The following is a 14,904-nucleotide window of genomic DNA, read 5'->3' as shown; positions in this document are numbered from 1 at the left end:
TAAATATTTTTGTCTGACTACTTATCGTGTCCGGTTAAAAATGTAAAGACGTTTCGGCGGAACGTCTCTACAAGGGTTTCGGGCAAGGCATAATTAATTTATGGAAATGTCTACTAATTAACCGTTCACTTTTGACTCTTGACTTGTGCCTTCTTAAATCTGCCATGAGCAAACAACGCCACATTATTGGACGGACTGTATTAGAACTCGATACTGGGCAAATAGCTGATGTATGGAGCTTACAGGAAGACGCGATCCGCTTGTTTCAGCAGCAGGGGGTGCCGGCAATAGAGCGTCTCTTTGACCAACTGGTAGGGGATGAGGAGGTTGTGCGGCTGGATCGGGTGGTGGTGGAGGTAGGCACCATTGATCGCCGATTTTTAGCGGATGAATTTATACACAAGTTGTTGGACGCCCTCAGCCAGACTTTAGGCGATCGCTTGGTTGCTGGTGCAAAAACCGAAAAAATCACCCGCGATCGCATTGGCTCCGATTGGGAGGTGTTGCTGTACTTTTTACGCTATGGGCGATTGCCTTGGTGGTGTCCAAATGACAACTGGCAGTCCTGGTTCCGGCGTTGGGAGTCCGCGATGCAAAATAATACTATTTATCGGCAAACATTGCGGGAATTACTGATTATAAACCAAGCAGCAAAGCAACGCCTAGTTGAGCAGTTGCCAGAACCCTTCCTGCACCAGTTGATATTGCAGGTACAGCCAGCCTGGATAACTTGGCACACCCTGCTGACCCAAGCGAGACAACTGATGCAGTCCTTGGAATTGGGTAGCGGTGCTGTTCGATACCTAGAGCGACAAGCTTGGTTACTGCTTTTTGCCGAAATCACTTCAGATCATGCGACGACAAGACCATTCCCCGCAACTTGGACTCGCAACTGGCTAGCTCAATTGGTGCAGACTTGGCGAGAGAATCAATCTGACCCAGCAGGCGATTCGCCACAGCAAGCCCCGACTTCCTTAGAAAAAGGTAATAAAAAAGACCAAATTATTCCATACATCCGGGAAAACCCTAATGAAATTGCTCATCAACAACTACGCGCCATTTTTGAAGCTCTATCAATTGCCGAAAGTTCCCTTTGGTTGACTGCCCTCGACTTTGTGCTAACTACTACAACGGATAGACAAACAGAGGAACCGGATTGCGCTGAGGAATTTGTCCTCAAGCAGATAGAGCCTAGTGACATCACCAGCACCCCTGAGGCAAATTGGGAAGTTTTGCTGTACTTTTTGCAGTCTGGTCGTCTGCCCAGCGAGCAAGCATCAGAGGACTTGCTGACCTGGCTACCCCGTTGGGAAACTGTCATCTTGACTGAAACCGTGTGGCAGATGCCTTTGCGGGAATCGCTGAGAAATAATGTAGCAACGCAACAGCGTATCGTGACACAGTTACCCGAAGGCTTGCGGCATCAGCTAGTATTGCAGTTACAGCCAGCTTGGACGATCTGGCACACCTTGCTGGCACAAGCAAGAGTTCTGATGCACTCCCTGAGCCTGAGCAGCGACAGCTTCCAGGAATTGGAAAGGTTTGCTTGGTTACTGCTTTTTGCCGAAATCACTTTAGATAACGCGCCGACAAGACCATTTCCCGGAACCTGGACTCGCAACTGGCTAGCTCAACTAGTGCAGACTTGGCAACAGAATCAATCTGACCCAGCAGCCGATTCGCAGCAGCGATCCCCGATGACATTAACAGAAACATCCCGCACTGAAGCAACAGAACTGAAGCAGGATAAGCGTTATAATTACCAGGAAACCACCAATGAAAGCGATCGCCAACGCCTGCATACTATCATCGCCGCATTCCCAATTGCCGAAAGTTCCCTTTGGTTGACTGCCCTCGATCAAGTGCTAACTGCTACATATGCTCAAGCGATCGCCCCATCGCAAAATTGGAGGCAAATGTCCATCTTGCAGACTCAAATCGATGCAGCGCCTCCCCCCCAACTGGCTCCCAACTCAACATTATCGAGGGAAGAGGAGACAGCAGGACTGTATGTTACCCAGGCAGGGCTGGTGTTGTTGCATCCGTTTTTACGATTCTATCTCGAAGCAGTCGGGTTGTGGTCGGGCAAATCTTTTCGGGACGAATCCGCCCAACAAATGGCGATATACTTACTGTATTATCTGGCGACAAAACAAACCGATGCGCCCGAATATGAACTGGTGTTGCCCAAATTGCTCTGTGGCTGGTCGCTGAATGAGCCGGTGGTGCGGGGACTGGATTTACCAGAAGCGGCTCTGAGCGAAGGGGAACACCTGTTAGAAACGGCGATCGCCTATTGGGAAGCCCTGAAAAATACTAGCCCATCAGGGCTGCGGGAGGGCTTTTTACAACGGGAGGGCAAACTCACCCGCAGTGGGGACGGTAACTGGAAACTCCAGGTCGAACAACAGGCGATCGATATTTTGCTGAGTCGATTGCCTTGGGGACTAAGCATGGTGACGTTGCCCTGGATGAACCAACTTTTGATTGTGCAATGGCATTAGCCTGCAAATTATCGAAAAGGAATTCACCATTACTTTTCTGCCTGAGGAAAACCGATGAAAACGAACGAGAACCAAAAAAGCACAAATCATCAGCCAGCAGCGCAAAAACCTTTTTTCGGGGCAGGGACGGAACATGCTTTCTTCTCGACAGAAAGGGCACCTTCTACACCGTTTTTCCAACCCAAGGCTGTCTCACCATCAGCCCTGCAAGCTAAATCTGTTACCAGCGAGGCTGGTAGCAGAAGTCAGCCAGTGGTGCAACTGATGCCCGCGTTTGAAAGCGAAGTCAACGACAACAGGGAGGTACAGCGATCGCTCTTGAACTCCCCCCAACAGTCCTCAGCATCACCCATCCAAGCAAAGCTGACCATTGGGGAGCCAGGAGACAAGTACGAACAGGAGGCAGATCGGGTTGCATCCCAGGTGGTGGGACAGATCAATGCACCCGCTTCAGCCCAGTCAACTCAAGGGCGATCGGTACAGCGTCAGGAAGAAAAGCCAGAGGAACTTCAGGCGAAATCTGAGATTACGGCACTCCAAAGGCAAGAAGAAAAGCCAGAGGAACTTCAAGCGAAATCAACCCAACAGCGTGCGATCGCCGGAGGGGAAGCTTCAACGGATTTGACATTTGCCATAAACAGTGCAAGGGGGGGTGGGCAGCCCTTAGATGCGGGTCTGCAACGGTCAATGGGGCAGGCGATGGGAGCTGATTTCAGCGGGGTGAGAGTACATACGAATACTCAGTCTGACCAGTTGAATCAATCGATCCAGGCGAAGGCGTTTACAACAGGGAAGGATGTGTTCTTTCGGCAGGGGGCGTATCAGCCGGGGAGTCGGGGGGGGCAGGAGCTGATTGCCCATGAGTTGACCCATGTGGTGCAGCAGAATGGGGGGGTAGTGCAGCGATCGCAAACTAGGGATACGGGAGAATCTCAAGTACCATACCTTAGCCACAACGCTACCAACAAGCAAATAACGCCTTATGCTAAAGCAAGAGCAGTCTTACAGCGCGACGCCTGCATAATACCTGACATAGACTCTCCGTATGCTAACTTAGACTCTCCTGGAGGAGTAGGTCCCTATGAAAACTTCGATAGCAATCAACGATTCACGATTTTGAAGGAGAATTTCTTAAAAACCCAAAAGTCTGTTACATTCTCAAAAAATGCCGATCTTCAGGTTGATGACGAGGATGGCAAGCAACTAATAGATCCAAGTACAATTACCCCACACATAGCAGCAGTAGATCATATTTACCCGAAGGCGTGGGGGGGCGGAAATCACCCCCGTAATGCACAAATAATATCGCAGGAAAAAAACTCGTCTAAGGGAGATAAATATCCGTGGGGCAAATACACTGGATGGAGGATTTATGACCCAGCACAAAATAAAGTGTATAACACGGTTGATGCGGCAAATAAAGGAGGAGCGGATATGAAGACATTGAAAAAATATAATCCAACTTGGTAATATTTCTAAAAGCATGGGTATCCGATTAATTGGCTTCATGTGCAGACAAATCCTTTATCTTGGAACGCAGATCAAGCCTCTTAGGTTAGGCGATCGCACTCTCCCTCAAAATGCGATCGCTCCTATGACGAAAACAATATAGTGCGATCGCCGCTCGCCATCAATGGTTTTGAGCCAGGGCGATCGCACATACGATAGGATTATAATGCTGGCAAGTTCGGGAAGCAATTACTGCGGATGGAAGTAGATCAAAGATGATACCAACTGTCGAGCAAATGCTTGTCTGTGTGCGAGTCTGCCAAACATTGTCTAACTTCTATACCGACATCCACCTATTCCGCTACGACGAAAAGCGTAAGGAAATTTACATTCTGGCTGGCGACACAATCGGTACCACTATCAAAGGAAACGGACATTGGGAGTTTGATGATGACACAGAAGCCTGATTTTCAACAGATGAGTCGAAAAGAACTCAGAACTTATGTACTTACTCACCGCGAAGATGAAGAAGCAATACGTATCTATATGGCGCGATTGCACAACGAGCCTGGTGTAATTCGACAAAGCGGTGGACTGAATGAAGAGGATCTCAACCAACTAGAGCAGCTGATCAAAACACGAGTGAGCGATCGCTAATTTTGTAGTCCGATTATCAATAGCGATCGCCAATCTTGTAACGACAGTGCGATCGCCTAATCTTGTAGCGACTGTCTTGAATGTCAAGTGCAATCGCCCTCTCCTTCAAGCCCGTCGGCGGGTTCTTGTCCACAGGCGTAAATTCGGCTCTAGCCGAGCCTAATCGAGATTAAATTTTGACGATTTAATCTAGCTCTTTTAATTTATTAAATATAGCCAGAGAAAACCCAGAGAATCAGTGCTGTTAGTAGTAAACAAACAATTCCCGTAGCACCAGCTAGGGGTTTTTTATTTTTACCAGTCAACCATTCAGGGACTTTACCAGTATAACTAATTAACTCTGCTGTATCCAGGCAAGCGATCGCCCATACCCATCCAGCGTGCAGTCCCCAAGCTAAACCTAAATTACCGCGATCGCTAAACCGTGCCAATACTAGCACCATTCCCATTAACCACAGTCCAGGTAATTGAGGTATAGTATCATGTCGTTCCCAAACTAAATGTAGTAAAGCAAAAATCAAGCTAGAAATAACTGCTGCTAACCAAACTGGGTAATCCTCTGCTAGTTGAGTGAATAAAAAACCCCGAAAAACCAATTCTTCTATACCACCAACAAACAAAGCAACCAAAAAAATAGGTAGCAAGATAGATTGCAATTGCTTTGTCTGGGACTCTTGCCAACTGCACCACGAAAGCCAAAGTTGCCCACCAAATACAACAGCTAAACTGAAGACTCCCAAAACAAAACCCAGTCCTAAAGAACCCAGAAGGGAAATATTTACATTAAAGCCATAATTTGAAAAAGATGTATTAGTGAGCCAATTTATACCCCAGAGAATAAAAGGTGCTAATAAATAAAGGGAGATTAATAAAGGCAATTTTTGTTCTGACTGCAAAGGTTTGCCCAGTTCCAAATTCAGTGCTAATGCCGATACTATTGCTACAGGGAACCAGCATCCTATCCAGCCAATAAAAAAAGCCATCACTACAACTATTACTGGTGCATTTTCAATAAATGACAATAAAGTGTTGATTGATGGCTCAAATGATGATAACGAAACAGACAACAAATACGACACACTTCTTGCAAACATAGATTTCTTGTTTTTTAATCAAGTTTCTACCAAAATGGCTATCTCTACAAGATGTCTAATCGTATTTTTTTGATTTGACACAATTGTTAAACAGAATGTGTTAATTTTTCTTACATAGAGAACAAGTTGTCAAGCATTTAGCTTGAACCTATACCTAAATCCGAAAAATTTATTCCTCGTCGTCTTCATCTTCATCTTCTTCGTCTTCATCTTCGTCTAATTCTAAGTCTTCATCTACCTCGGTCAATTTTTTATCACCTTCACCAACTTGAATCAGGTGAATATGCTTATATCCCAGCTTAATTTCAAACTCATCACCTGACTTTAAGCCCATTGCTTTGGTGTAGGTGGCTCCAATCACAATCTGACCATTTTGATGTACGCTAACACGATAGGTCGGTTCACGCCCACGCCCATCTTTTGGTGCCTCTGGACTGAGAGGAATTCCTCTAGCTGATAGCAAAGCATCGTAGAAATCGGTCAGGTTTACTCGTACCTGACCACCTTTAGTAGTTGTGTAGTAGCCACATTGTCTGGCTCTTTCTCTTCGTGGTAAAGTAGAAAGTTCTTTTACCTTAGCAAGCAGTGTTTTTCCAGTTAATGGTGCGGTTGCGGTTTCAGTCATTACGCTCAAATTATCCTTAGTCTCTCCAAACTGATAAACGATATTGTCTCATGCCAGTATTTGGCTTTTTGACACCTGTCAAACCTACTTAAGACCTTAGGATAAGATATGAATTCCTGCTTATAAAAGCCATAAGATCCCAGGTAAAAAGTAGTGTCTATTCTCCAAAGAGTTGGCAGTGTAGATGTTATTCACACTTAACTCTTGTTTTCACCATCAACAGACGAACAGCTTGTATCTGAGTAGTGGGAGTTATTTGTTTATATTCCTTCTATTATGTCGCCCACAATAGATTAGAGGTCATGGTTGTCACAAACATTCATTTCGGTGAGTGTACGGCATTTTTAAGCATTCTTTGCCATCAAGAGAGTGAATTAATTTTCTCTTTAAGCGCTAATACGGCGGTGTAATCTTAAGATACCTTAACAAATTGTGTGGCTTCTACTACTAGAAATAAGTTGTAGACCAACGGAGAATGCAGGCTTTTAAGTTTCGGCGAAGTGCCTTTGGTACTCTTGATTAGTAAGGTTTTCCTCTTCCTCATCTGAGCGTTTCTTAAAACAGCATAGTATTTGCATACGGTTCTTGTGGCATACACCCTTTTATCCTGCCAGTATAGACGAAAAATTTCATCTTTCTACATTATAAAGAAACAAAACTATAATAATAGCCAGAGAATGGACGACTATTTATACTGGTTTTGTTGCCTCCTAATTTTATATTAAATACTAGCATGGACTAATAATAGCAAAATAGTTGTTTATTTTTGAATTAAAGTTGCAAAGTTACTTTTATTTAAATGCCTCCCCCTGGGAAAACAAAAAACGGTGAGGATTTTCAGGAGTGCTTTATTACCGTGAGGTAAAAATGATATGATTTTGAGAAACTTTGCAGTGGTGATTTCCTCAAGGCAAAACTGCGGTCTTCCAGCTTGATTACCAATGATTCCTTATTACTGCACAACTTTTAGAAAAATTCATCTAATTTAAAGACGGAATTTTGACAACTGACGTAGTTACGGCGTTTCCTTGATTTGGGAAAGGCAACACCGCAGTTTGAGTGTTCTGCGCTCCAATCCTGGAAAAGAATTATGCCGCTAGACTAAACCTGTCTATCCTTTGTGAAACCCAAGAAGTTTATTACAAGCTTTAACAATTCTATATAACCAAAAAAATATCGTTTAGCCATCCTAAGAGGGATATTTCGATGTCAGGATTGTCTTTGCTGGACATTAACATATAGTTATATCTCGATTTTGCAACTAGGTATAGGGGTTCGGGCGATCGCCCAACCGATTCGGCATTTAGAGAACTAAGATTTTTCTGGTTATCCTTGAACTAGAATCAGTAGCTCTTTTATCATTAGTCAATTTACAGATGGCTTTGAATTAAGGGCAATATGAGTATGGGTCAATGAGTACAAGGAATATGCACGTACTCATGATTTAGTAGTGAGATAATTTAAAAATTTTGGTTGGTGGAAATGGAAGTTCTTTTTAAGGTCATTCGGCAGACAGAAAATTCATCCCCTGTTGTACAAATTTACCGTTTAGAGGCAGAACCGGGCAATACAATCCTGGATTGTCTCAATCAGATTAAGTGGGAGCAAGATGGGACTTTAGCGTATCGCAAAAATTGTCGCAATACTATTTGTGGTAGCTGCGCTATGCGAATCAATGGACGTTCAGCTTTAGCATGTAAGGAAAATCTCAGAAGTGAAATACAAAGAAGAGAAAATATCCCAGCATCGGGAAGTAACGCAAATGCTATTCCCGAAATCACGATCGCCCCATTGGGTAATATGCCGGTGATTAAAGATTTAGTTGTCGATATGAGCAGTTTTTGGGATAATCTAGAGGCAGTTGCTCCTTATGTCAGCACAGCAGGGCGACAAGTTCCAGAAAGAGAATTTTTGCAAACACCACAAGAGCGATCGCTTCTCGATCAAACGGGCAATTGTATTATGTGTGGAGCTTGTTACTCTGAATGCAATGCCCGTGAAGTCAACTCAGATTTTGTCGGTCCCCATGCTCTTGCCAAAGCTTACCGCATGGTGGCAGACTCCCGCGATGGACTAAATGAAAGTCGATTAGAAAATTACAACGAAGATACTAAAGGAGTTTGGGGTTGCACTCGTTGTCTTTACTGCAATAGTGTTTGTCCGATGGATGTAGAGCCACTCGAACAAATCACTAAAATTAAACAAGAAATTATTGATCGCAAACAAGCAAGTGACAGCCGTTCAATTCGCCACCGCAAGGTACTGATAGACTTAGTTAAAGAAGGTGGCTGGATTGATGAACGTAAATTTGGCTTACATGTAGTTGGTAATTACTTCAAAGACTTAAGAGGATTGCTGAATATTGCCCCCTTAGGTTTACGGATGATTTCTAAAGGTAAATTCCCACTTTCATTTGAATCTTCACAAGGAACTCAACAAGTGCGATCGCTTATCGAAGCTGTTCAACAAGAGGGACTAGGGACTGGGGACTAGGGACTAGGGGAGATGGGGGAGATGGGGGAGATAAGGAAGAAATTTTTCTTTATCCCCCTTGTCTCCCTTGTCTCCCTTGTCCCCTTAAGGTAAATTCAAACGCTGTCCAGAACGGTTATAGACTAAAAGATCCCACTGTCCATTGAAACTAGACTCAAAAGAGATTCTACTTGCATCAGCGCTAATTGTCGGGTTGCGGACTTCCGCTTGAAGATCGGCAGTCAAATTGCGTGATTGTCGCGTTTCCCGGTCATAAAGAAATATAGCCGATCGCCCTTGACGAGAAGCCGCAAAGACAATATAACGACCATCACCGTCAGCACTAGGATGTGAAGCGATCGCATCCAAAGAATTTAAACCAGGCAAATCAATTAAATTACGAGTCACCATATCAAACATATACACATCCTGGCTGCCCCGGCGATCGCTAGTAAAAACAATATACCTACCCGAAATTTGCGGATTTAATTCCGAAGCTGAACTATTAAGACTTCTACCCCCCGGATCAAAAGGGTAACTTAACAGACGAGGATAGCCAACACAGCCACTTAACAAGCCCGTTAATGCCAACACAGGTATAAAAATAAAGCGTTTCATATATTAATCAAGAGTCATTGGGCAATGGGCAATGGGCAATGGGCAATGGGCAATGGGCATTGGAAATTAGGAATTAAACACTGGAAATCCAAATCTTTTTCTGCCCCATGCCCCATGCCCTATGCCCTATGCCCAATGCCCCTCAAGGCACAATTGCACCATTAGGAATATCTAACTCAATATTTGGTCCCCTGTCTAGTACTTCAATATCCCACTGACCACGACTGGCAGTTTCAAATACAACATAACGTCCGTCTGGGCTGATATGAGGATTTCTGATCCAGCCGCGATAAATTGGGGTGAGGATTTGCGATTGTTGCGTAGCGCGATCGTAAAGTGCCACAACTGGTCTACCTTGGTCGCTAGTAATGTAAGCAATATAACGCCCTGTGTAGCTCAGACTTGGACTTTCGGCAATTGTATCCGCTCGGTTTAAACGGGGTGTCGGAATAAACTGTTGCTGTTGTAAGTCATACACCAATAACTGATGAATACTATTGCGATTTGAGACAAACGCTAAAAAGCGACCATTTCCACTCAAACTTGGTTGCTCTTCAGTGTAGCGACTGTTGAGAGAATTGGAAGCAAACGGGATAACGCCGGAATCACAGGATACAAGTAAGCTTGTGAAGCTAAAGATAAAACTCCAATAAAACGGTCTTTGGAGCCAATTTTTAGGTGTAAATTTTGTCACCTCAAATGTTTTTCATCGCAATTTTTGCGACATTCACCTAAGCTTTATTAAATATCATCAAATTTAGTCGAATTATCCGACTCTTCATCTGGCTGTTCAAGAGGTTTGTAATCTACGTATTCAGTCGGCGTTGCATCATCTTCGCGTTCTCTACGCACAGGAGAGTCATTAGGCGATCGCATTCGCCTAGCGTCTCCCTCAGAAGAAACTCCTCCGGAAGTTCGTCTTCTTCTTGCTCTGGGAGTCTCATCTTCAGTGCGAGTTTCTGGGCGAGAATTACCATTACCACCACGACGCGCAGGTTTTCTCCCCTCCTCAGAATTGTCCCAATCATCCACTTGTTGCCGAGAAGAAGAACCCCATTCATCATCAGTTCTTTCTGGGTTAGGATTCACAGGGCGCCGCGAACTAGGACGACGTGGTTTGTCTGTGGTTTCTGGTCTTTCGCGAGTATTACGACGTTCTGAACGACGTGGTGCTTCATCAGTGTAATAATCATCGCTTCTAGAGCGATCGTCCCTACTACCTCGAATCCGAGCACGCGGACGTTCTGATTCATAGTCATCATAAGGTAGTGGTTCTAGCTCTGCATCCACCTCAGCCTTATAGCGCCGATTATAAGAATAGTTTTCGCTGACATCTCGACCATCATCCACAATTTTCGTATTCCGCTTGGCTTGCTCAGTCGCAATACCCCGCAAACGAATACTTTCAACTGCGAAAAACACAGTTGTCCCAACCAGAAGTAGCTGACCAAATTGCAAAATCGGGTCTAGACGCCATCCTTGAAAGATAAGAATAAAGCCGCACAGTAAGCCCACCGCTGCAAAAAAGATATCTTGGTCTCTTGACAGTTCTGGACGCACAGAGCGGAGAAAATACAGAGCTGCCCCAGCCACAGCCAGGAAAATTCCTAGGAAAGTGGCTGGAGTTGCTCCCACATTTACCTGAGCCAGGAAACTGGCTGAGTTCAGCCCAAAATTTATCATCGAAACTCCTTGCGGTCTGAAACCCCGTCTTTGTAGGACGGCTTTATATTTACACCATTACCGCCTTGGAGTTGTTTGATTAGGTGTGCCGTTGTATTGCACTTTCGCGCTTGACAATTACCATTTCAAATCTCACAACCCTGTACGCATAATGTTTGGACTTGCGTCCCTCCCTTTCGGGGTGATGTTAGCCTTGCCAATGTTTTAAGAGCTTGTAGGAAAGTGCAACACTGTTCCATTGACCTTAGAACTGTTTAATCACAAGCGACAGGGCAGGGGACTGGCTTGTCTTGCGACACGCTTACGCGAACGTATCCCAAGGTGTCGTGACTCAAAAAACGTAGTCAGTTAAGACTTAGGCGGGTCAGAATGGCTTGTTAGATTTCTCTTTCAAGCCCTATGCCCTGATAGCTAGGGTTCCTGACTGCTATTTTCCTAATATGACATCTATGTTAGCGATTAAAATCACTACTCTAATGAGAGACAAAATATTAATCTAGAGACGCGATCAGGTCACGTCTCTACATTTAGAATATCTGTCTGCTAGCTAAGTATACCTTTGACTACCATTTCAGACTCGCTGTTCGAGTTGCAACCAAGTATTTAGTGAGAGTAGAGACGCGATCAAACCAAGTCTCTACTCCTGCAATTGTTCTTAACGCTGGATTTTATCTTTTTGGCTAATAAAAATCAGACCAACAGTCGTCGGAACAACGACAATTATTCCACCCAACAGAAGACTCCAAAGGAAATTTGCTAAAGAAGGCGTCATAGATTTCAAAATTAATTTACACTCTTCATCATAATTCTAATGTTGTATCAGTTCCTTGAAAAGCTTCCAAGCATTAACTCCTCAACTTAGTGACCAAGTTAACAAACAATTAAATCAACTGCGCTTCGATGTTCGGTTATCTAACCACGCAGGCTAGTCAAAGCTTGTGGTTATAGCGCGATCGCATTCAGATAAAATATTATAAACAAGGGAGCGCTAACAGTACACAATCAACTGAGTATCCATAAGGGCTTTAGATTACAAACTCAGAATAAGTGAGTATAAATACTTTATAATTATTGAAATAAAATTATAAACACTGCTTTACAAAGCTTAAAATTTTTTCTATCTGCACGGAGAGTAGCTTAAACCAATGACTGGCGTTAACCTTACTGATTTAATTTTCAGTCTACTACTGGGACTGATGATATTGTTGTTTATTTTCCGGATAATTCTCACCTGGTATCCCCAAGTAGATTTAAATCGTTTGCCCTTTAATCTGATTGCTTGGCCCACCGAACCGTTCTTAGTGCCATTGCGTCATATTGTACAACCTATCGGCGGAGTAGACATTACCCCGATCATCTGGGTCGGAATTCTCAGTTTGCTAAGAGAAATTCTTTTAGGTCAGCAAGGGTTGCTGACCATGATGTCTCGTGTATAGAAAATAGGGCATAGGGCATAGGGATTTTAAAGAGGGGTAAAGGGGAAAGGCAAAAGGGAAAAGCCCAATGCCCAATGCCCATTGCCCTATGCCCATTTTTTAACTATTATTCATCTCCTGCACAAAACTGGTGTAAACATTACCTGCCAAAAACTGGGGATTTTCCATAATTTTTTGATGAAAGCTGATAGTTGTAGGTAATCCGGTAATTGCACATTCGCGTAGTGCGCGTTTCATGCGGTTAATAGCTGTTTGGCGATCTGGTCCCCAAACAATTAATTTGCCGATGAGCGAATCGTAGTAGGGAGGAATTTGGTAATCGGTGTAAACGTGGGAATCAATGCGAACACCGGGACCTCCTGGGGGAAGATAGCCGCTGATACGTCCGGGGGCTGGGCGAAAATCATGGTCGGGATCTTCAGCGTTGATGCGACATTCGATCGCATGACCCCGCAAGACTACTTGCTCTTGATTAATTTTGAGTCTTTCCCCTTGAGCAATGCGAATTTGTTCGCAAACCAAATCTATGCCGGTAATCATCTCCGTAACTGGATGTTCAACTTGAATCCGGGTGTTCATTTCCATAAAGTAGAATTTACCGGATTTATCCAAGAGAAACTCGATTGTACCTGCTCCAGTGAAGTTGATAAACTGGGCAGCTTTGACGGCAGCTTGTCCCATTTTTTCTCGCAAATCTGGGTCTAGACCAGGGCTGGGAGCTTCTTCTAGTAGCTTTTGATTGCGACGCTGAATTGAGCAATCCCGTTCGCCTAGATGGATGACATTACCGTAATTATCCGCCAAAATTTGAAATTCAATGTGGCGCGGACGTTCGATAAATTTTTCTATATAAACGCCAGAGTTACCAAAAGCGGCTCCGGCTTCACCTTGGGCTGCTTTGAAAAGCTTGACAAATTCGCTTTGATCTTTTACCAAACGCATACCGCGTCCACCACCACCTGCGGTGGCTTTGACCATGACTGGATAGCCGATATCTTTGGCTACAGCTAATCCTTCTTCCTCAGACTCTACCAACCCATCACTTCCCGGTACAGTCGGAACCCCGGCTTTTTGCATGGTTTCTTTTGCCGTTGATTTATCCCCCATTAAGCGAATCGCTTCGGGAGATGGACCAATAAATGCAATATGATGATCTGCACAAATTTCTGCAAACCTAGCATTTTCTGACAAAAAGCCATAACCCGGATGAATCGCAGTCGCATTGCGCGTCAGTGCCGCAGCAATAATATTGGGAATATTCAAATAACTTTTACCGCTGGCAGGTTCGCCAATGCAAACCGCTTCGTCGGCAAGTTGGACGTGGAGAGCATTACGATCAACTGTAGAGTGAACTGCAACAGTAGCAATCCCCATTTCCTCACAGGCACGGAGAATGCGAAGCGCAATTTCTCCCCGATTGGCAATTAATATTTTATCAAACTTCATCTTCTAGCTTCGATATCAGTACCAGTAGATTGACATTCTCTCCTATCCAACTTGAAACAACGCTTTCGTGTTATTGCAAATTATCACAGGAGATTCCCAAGCCTCATTCCGTTGTGAGCGTTGCTTTGAAGGATCTGGCTGCCTACCTCTACAGGTCTTAACTAGACTAGCAACACAAATGTTATTAATCTATGTCAGTTTGCCGAGTCCAGGCAGTAAGAGCGCTTTTTGTGCGGTTCCACTTCTGAAGTGGAAGCTTTTTTTGGGAGTAGTTCTCCCCGCACACCATTTAATATCTCTTGTGCAACTGCTAAATTTCTGTCAGTCTGATATCCGCATTCGGAAAATTTCTGAATTCGTACACTTAAATAAATTAAATTTGAGCGGAAATTAGCTCTTACTTTACTATATTTGTTTTTTTATGCTATATTCTATCTTCAGAGAAGTTATGCGGATGTGGCGGAATTGGTATACGCGCACGCTTGAGGTGCGTGTGGGCACTGCCCTTGCGAGTTCGAGTCTCGCCATCCGCATTTTTAGTTAGTAGTCAATAGTCAAAGGTCAAAAAATATTGAATTGTTGACCTTTGAACTATAGGCAAGGTTAAATATTGAAGGCAGTTAAAACTGCCGTCAGCCACAACGAAGGTCGCGCATACACCATCGCTTGACAGCTTTTCGCGTTAGTCTCTATCAAAATAGGGCATGAAGCAGCTAAACACTTGCAGCTTGGTCAAGTTAAGTATATATTCTTAGCGCTTGAGGCGACGAATTTCTCGCCCGGACACTTTATAATGACTCTCACCGTCCAACCTACGAGAATCTACCTGTTGGAGGGATGAAAGCTGGTTTTACGCTGCGGGTATCTATAGGGCAAAAAGCGCAACCGTGGTCTCTAATTAAGTGCATACTGTAAAAAAG

15 protein-coding genes and 1 tRNA gene are annotated in these 14,904 nt (G+C 44.1%); 8 read left to right on the top strand and 8 right to left on the bottom strand.

Annotated features, from left to right (window positions below; translation table 11 throughout):
* Positions 1-164 precede the first annotated feature (164 nt).
* Positions 165-2,504, top strand: a complete 2,340-nt coding sequence (locus tag TOL9009_RS42430) for a contractile injection system tape measure protein (RefSeq protein WP_029638016.1) — start codon at positions 165-167, stop codon at positions 2,502-2,504.
* A 54-nt stretch (positions 2,505-2,558) separates the two neighbouring features.
* The gene (locus TOL9009_RS48630; RefSeq protein ID WP_051503202.1) at positions 2,559-3,974 is read left to right on the top strand and encodes an eCIS core domain-containing protein; all 1,416 of its coding nucleotides are present in this window, start codon (positions 2,559-2,561) and stop codon (positions 3,972-3,974) included.
* A gap of 105 nt (positions 3,975-4,079) precedes the next feature.
* On the opposite strand, the gene TOL9009_RS49895 is transcribed toward TOL9009_RS48630, so the two are convergent.
* The gene (locus tag TOL9009_RS49895; protein ID WP_260676008.1) at positions 4,080-4,202 is read right to left on the bottom strand and encodes a hypothetical protein; all 123 of its coding nucleotides are present in this window, start codon (positions 4,200-4,202) and stop codon (positions 4,080-4,082) included.
* 26 nt (positions 4,203-4,228) lie between these two features.
* Here TOL9009_RS49895 and TOL9009_RS0134880 point away from each other — a divergent pair, with 26 nt between their 5' ends.
* The gene (locus TOL9009_RS0134880) at positions 4,229-4,420 is read left to right on the top strand and encodes a DUF6888 family protein (protein WP_084763446.1); all 192 of its coding nucleotides are present in this window, start codon (positions 4,229-4,231) and stop codon (positions 4,418-4,420) included.
* A 10-nt stretch (positions 4,421-4,430) separates the two neighbouring features.
* Positions 4,431-4,610 carry a DUF6887 family protein gene (locus TOL9009_RS0134875; RefSeq protein ID WP_260676007.1) on the top strand — a complete coding sequence of 60 codons (180 nt, stop codon included), beginning with the start codon at positions 4,431-4,433 and terminating at the stop codon, positions 4,608-4,610.
* A gap of 206 nt (positions 4,611-4,816) precedes the next feature.
* Here TOL9009_RS0134875 and TOL9009_RS0134870 read toward each other — a convergent pair whose 3' ends face one another.
* Together TOL9009_RS0134870 and TOL9009_RS0134865 are read right to left on the bottom strand one after the other, a co-directional pair.
* The gene (locus tag TOL9009_RS0134870; RefSeq protein WP_038298274.1) at positions 4,817-5,704 is read right to left on the bottom strand and encodes a CPBP family intramembrane glutamic endopeptidase; all 888 of its coding nucleotides are present in this window, start codon (positions 5,702-5,704) and stop codon (positions 4,817-4,819) included.
* Positions 5,705-5,873: 169 nt separating this feature from the next.
* Positions 5,874-6,329 (bottom strand): AbrB family transcriptional regulator, encoded by a 456-nt coding sequence (locus tag TOL9009_RS0134865; RefSeq protein WP_029638007.1) that lies wholly within the window; start codon positions 6,327-6,329, stop codon positions 5,874-5,876.
* 1,482 nt (positions 6,330-7,811) lie between these two features.
* Here TOL9009_RS0134865 and TOL9009_RS0134860 point away from each other — a divergent pair.
* Positions 7,812-8,822, top strand: a complete 1,011-nt coding sequence (locus tag TOL9009_RS0134860; protein WP_029638006.1) for a succinate dehydrogenase/fumarate reductase iron-sulfur subunit — start codon at positions 7,812-7,814, stop codon at positions 8,820-8,822.
* An 84-nt stretch (positions 8,823-8,906) separates the two neighbouring features.
* Here the strand turns inward: TOL9009_RS0134860 and TOL9009_RS0134855 are convergent, their stop codons facing one another.
* Complete coding sequence (locus TOL9009_RS0134855; RefSeq protein ID WP_029638003.1) at positions 8,907-9,419, bottom strand: TolB family protein; 513 nt, start codon at positions 9,417-9,419, stop codon at positions 8,907-8,909.
* Positions 9,420-9,443: 24 nt separating this feature from the next.
* Here TOL9009_RS0134855 and TOL9009_RS48170 point away from each other — a divergent pair, with 24 nt between their 5' ends.
* On the top strand, positions 9,444-9,584 hold the full coding sequence (locus TOL9009_RS48170) for a hypothetical protein (protein ID WP_186227761.1): 141 nt from the start codon (positions 9,444-9,446) through the stop codon (positions 9,582-9,584).
* On the opposite strand, the gene TOL9009_RS0134850 is transcribed toward TOL9009_RS48170, so the two are convergent.
* The 3 genes from TOL9009_RS0134850 to psbX all read right to left on the bottom strand — a co-directional run bounded on the left by TOL9009_RS0134850 (position 9,562) and on the right by psbX (position 11,874).
* Positions 9,562-10,113 (bottom strand): TolB family protein, encoded by a 552-nt coding sequence (locus tag TOL9009_RS0134850; protein ID WP_029638001.1) that lies wholly within the window; start codon positions 10,111-10,113, stop codon positions 9,562-9,564. The genes TOL9009_RS48170 and TOL9009_RS0134850 overlap by 23 nt on opposite strands.
* Before the next feature lie 47 nt (positions 10,114-10,160).
* The gene (locus tag TOL9009_RS0134845; RefSeq protein WP_029637998.1) at positions 10,161-11,102 is read right to left on the bottom strand and encodes a Ycf66 family protein; all 942 of its coding nucleotides are present in this window, start codon (positions 11,100-11,102) and stop codon (positions 10,161-10,163) included.
* A 655-nt stretch (positions 11,103-11,757) separates the two neighbouring features.
* On the bottom strand, positions 11,758-11,874 hold the full coding sequence (gene psbX / locus TOL9009_RS44130) for a photosystem II reaction center X protein (RefSeq protein ID WP_072022214.1): 117 nt from the start codon (positions 11,872-11,874) through the stop codon (positions 11,758-11,760).
* A gap of 373 nt (positions 11,875-12,247) precedes the next feature.
* On the opposite strand from psbX, the gene TOL9009_RS0134840 reads away from it, so the two are divergent.
* Positions 12,248-12,538: a YggT family protein gene (locus TOL9009_RS0134840; RefSeq protein WP_029637996.1), complete on the top strand. Its 291-nt coding sequence runs from the start codon at positions 12,248-12,250 to the stop codon at positions 12,536-12,538.
* A gap of 99 nt (positions 12,539-12,637) precedes the next feature.
* Here the strand turns inward: TOL9009_RS0134840 and accC are convergent, their stop codons facing one another.
* The gene (accC, locus tag TOL9009_RS0134835) at positions 12,638-13,984 is read right to left on the bottom strand and encodes an acetyl-CoA carboxylase biotin carboxylase subunit (RefSeq protein ID WP_029637994.1); all 1,347 of its coding nucleotides are present in this window, start codon (positions 13,982-13,984) and stop codon (positions 12,638-12,640) included.
* A 450-nt stretch (positions 13,985-14,434) separates the two neighbouring features.
* Here accC and TOL9009_RS0134830 point away from each other — a divergent pair.
* Positions 14,435-14,517, top strand: a tRNA-Leu gene (locus tag TOL9009_RS0134830).
* Positions 14,518-14,904: the final 387 nt, after the last annotated feature.

This window comes from [Scytonema hofmanni] UTEX 2349, assembly GCF_000582685.1.
In the GTDB taxonomy this organism is placed as follows: Bacteria; Cyanobacteriota; Cyanobacteriia; order Cyanobacteriales; family Nostocaceae; genus Hassallia; species Hassallia hofmanni.
This window is presented reverse-complemented; position numbering and strand designations above follow the sequence as displayed.

Excerpts from the sequence above, each read along its gene's own strand:
- TOL9009_RS42430 (WP_029638016.1), top strand. The coding sequence starts at position 165 with ATGAGCAAACAACGCCACATTATTGGACGGACTGTATTAGAACTCGAT.
- TOL9009_RS48630 (WP_051503202.1), top strand. The coding sequence starts at position 2,559 with ATGAAAACGAACGAGAACCAAAAAAGCACAAATCATCAGCCAGCAGCG.
- TOL9009_RS0134880 (WP_084763446.1), top strand. The coding sequence starts at position 4,229 with ATGATACCAACTGTCGAGCAAATGCTTGTCTGTGTGCGAGTCTGCCAA.
- TOL9009_RS0134875 (WP_260676007.1), top strand. The coding sequence starts at position 4,431 with ATGAGTCGAAAAGAACTCAGAACTTATGTACTTACTCACCGCGAAGAT.
- TOL9009_RS0134870 (WP_038298274.1), bottom strand. The coding sequence starts at position 5,704 with ATGTTTGCAAGAAGTGTGTCGTATTTGTTGTCTGTTTCGTTATCATCA.
- TOL9009_RS0134865 (WP_029638007.1), bottom strand. The coding sequence starts at position 6,329 with ATGACTGAAACCGCAACCGCACCATTAACTGGAAAAACACTGCTTGCT.
- TOL9009_RS0134860 (WP_029638006.1), top strand. The coding sequence starts at position 7,812 with ATGGAAGTTCTTTTTAAGGTCATTCGGCAGACAGAAAATTCATCCCCT.
- TOL9009_RS0134855 (WP_029638003.1), bottom strand. The coding sequence starts at position 9,419 with ATGAAACGCTTTATTTTTATACCTGTGTTGGCATTAACGGGCTTGTTA.
- TOL9009_RS48170 (WP_186227761.1), top strand. The coding sequence starts at position 9,444 with ATGGGCAATGGGCAATGGGCAATGGGCAATGGGCATTGGAAATTAGGA.
- TOL9009_RS0134845 (WP_029637998.1), bottom strand. The coding sequence starts at position 11,102 with ATGATAAATTTTGGGCTGAACTCAGCCAGTTTCCTGGCTCAGGTAAAT.
- psbX (WP_072022214.1), bottom strand. The coding sequence starts at position 11,874 with ATGACGCCTTCTTTAGCAAATTTCCTTTGGAGTCTTCTGTTGGGTGGA.
- TOL9009_RS0134840 (WP_029637996.1), top strand. The coding sequence starts at position 12,248 with ATGACTGGCGTTAACCTTACTGATTTAATTTTCAGTCTACTACTGGGA.
- accC (WP_029637994.1), bottom strand. The coding sequence starts at position 13,984 with ATGAAGTTTGATAAAATATTAATTGCCAATCGGGGAGAAATTGCGCTT.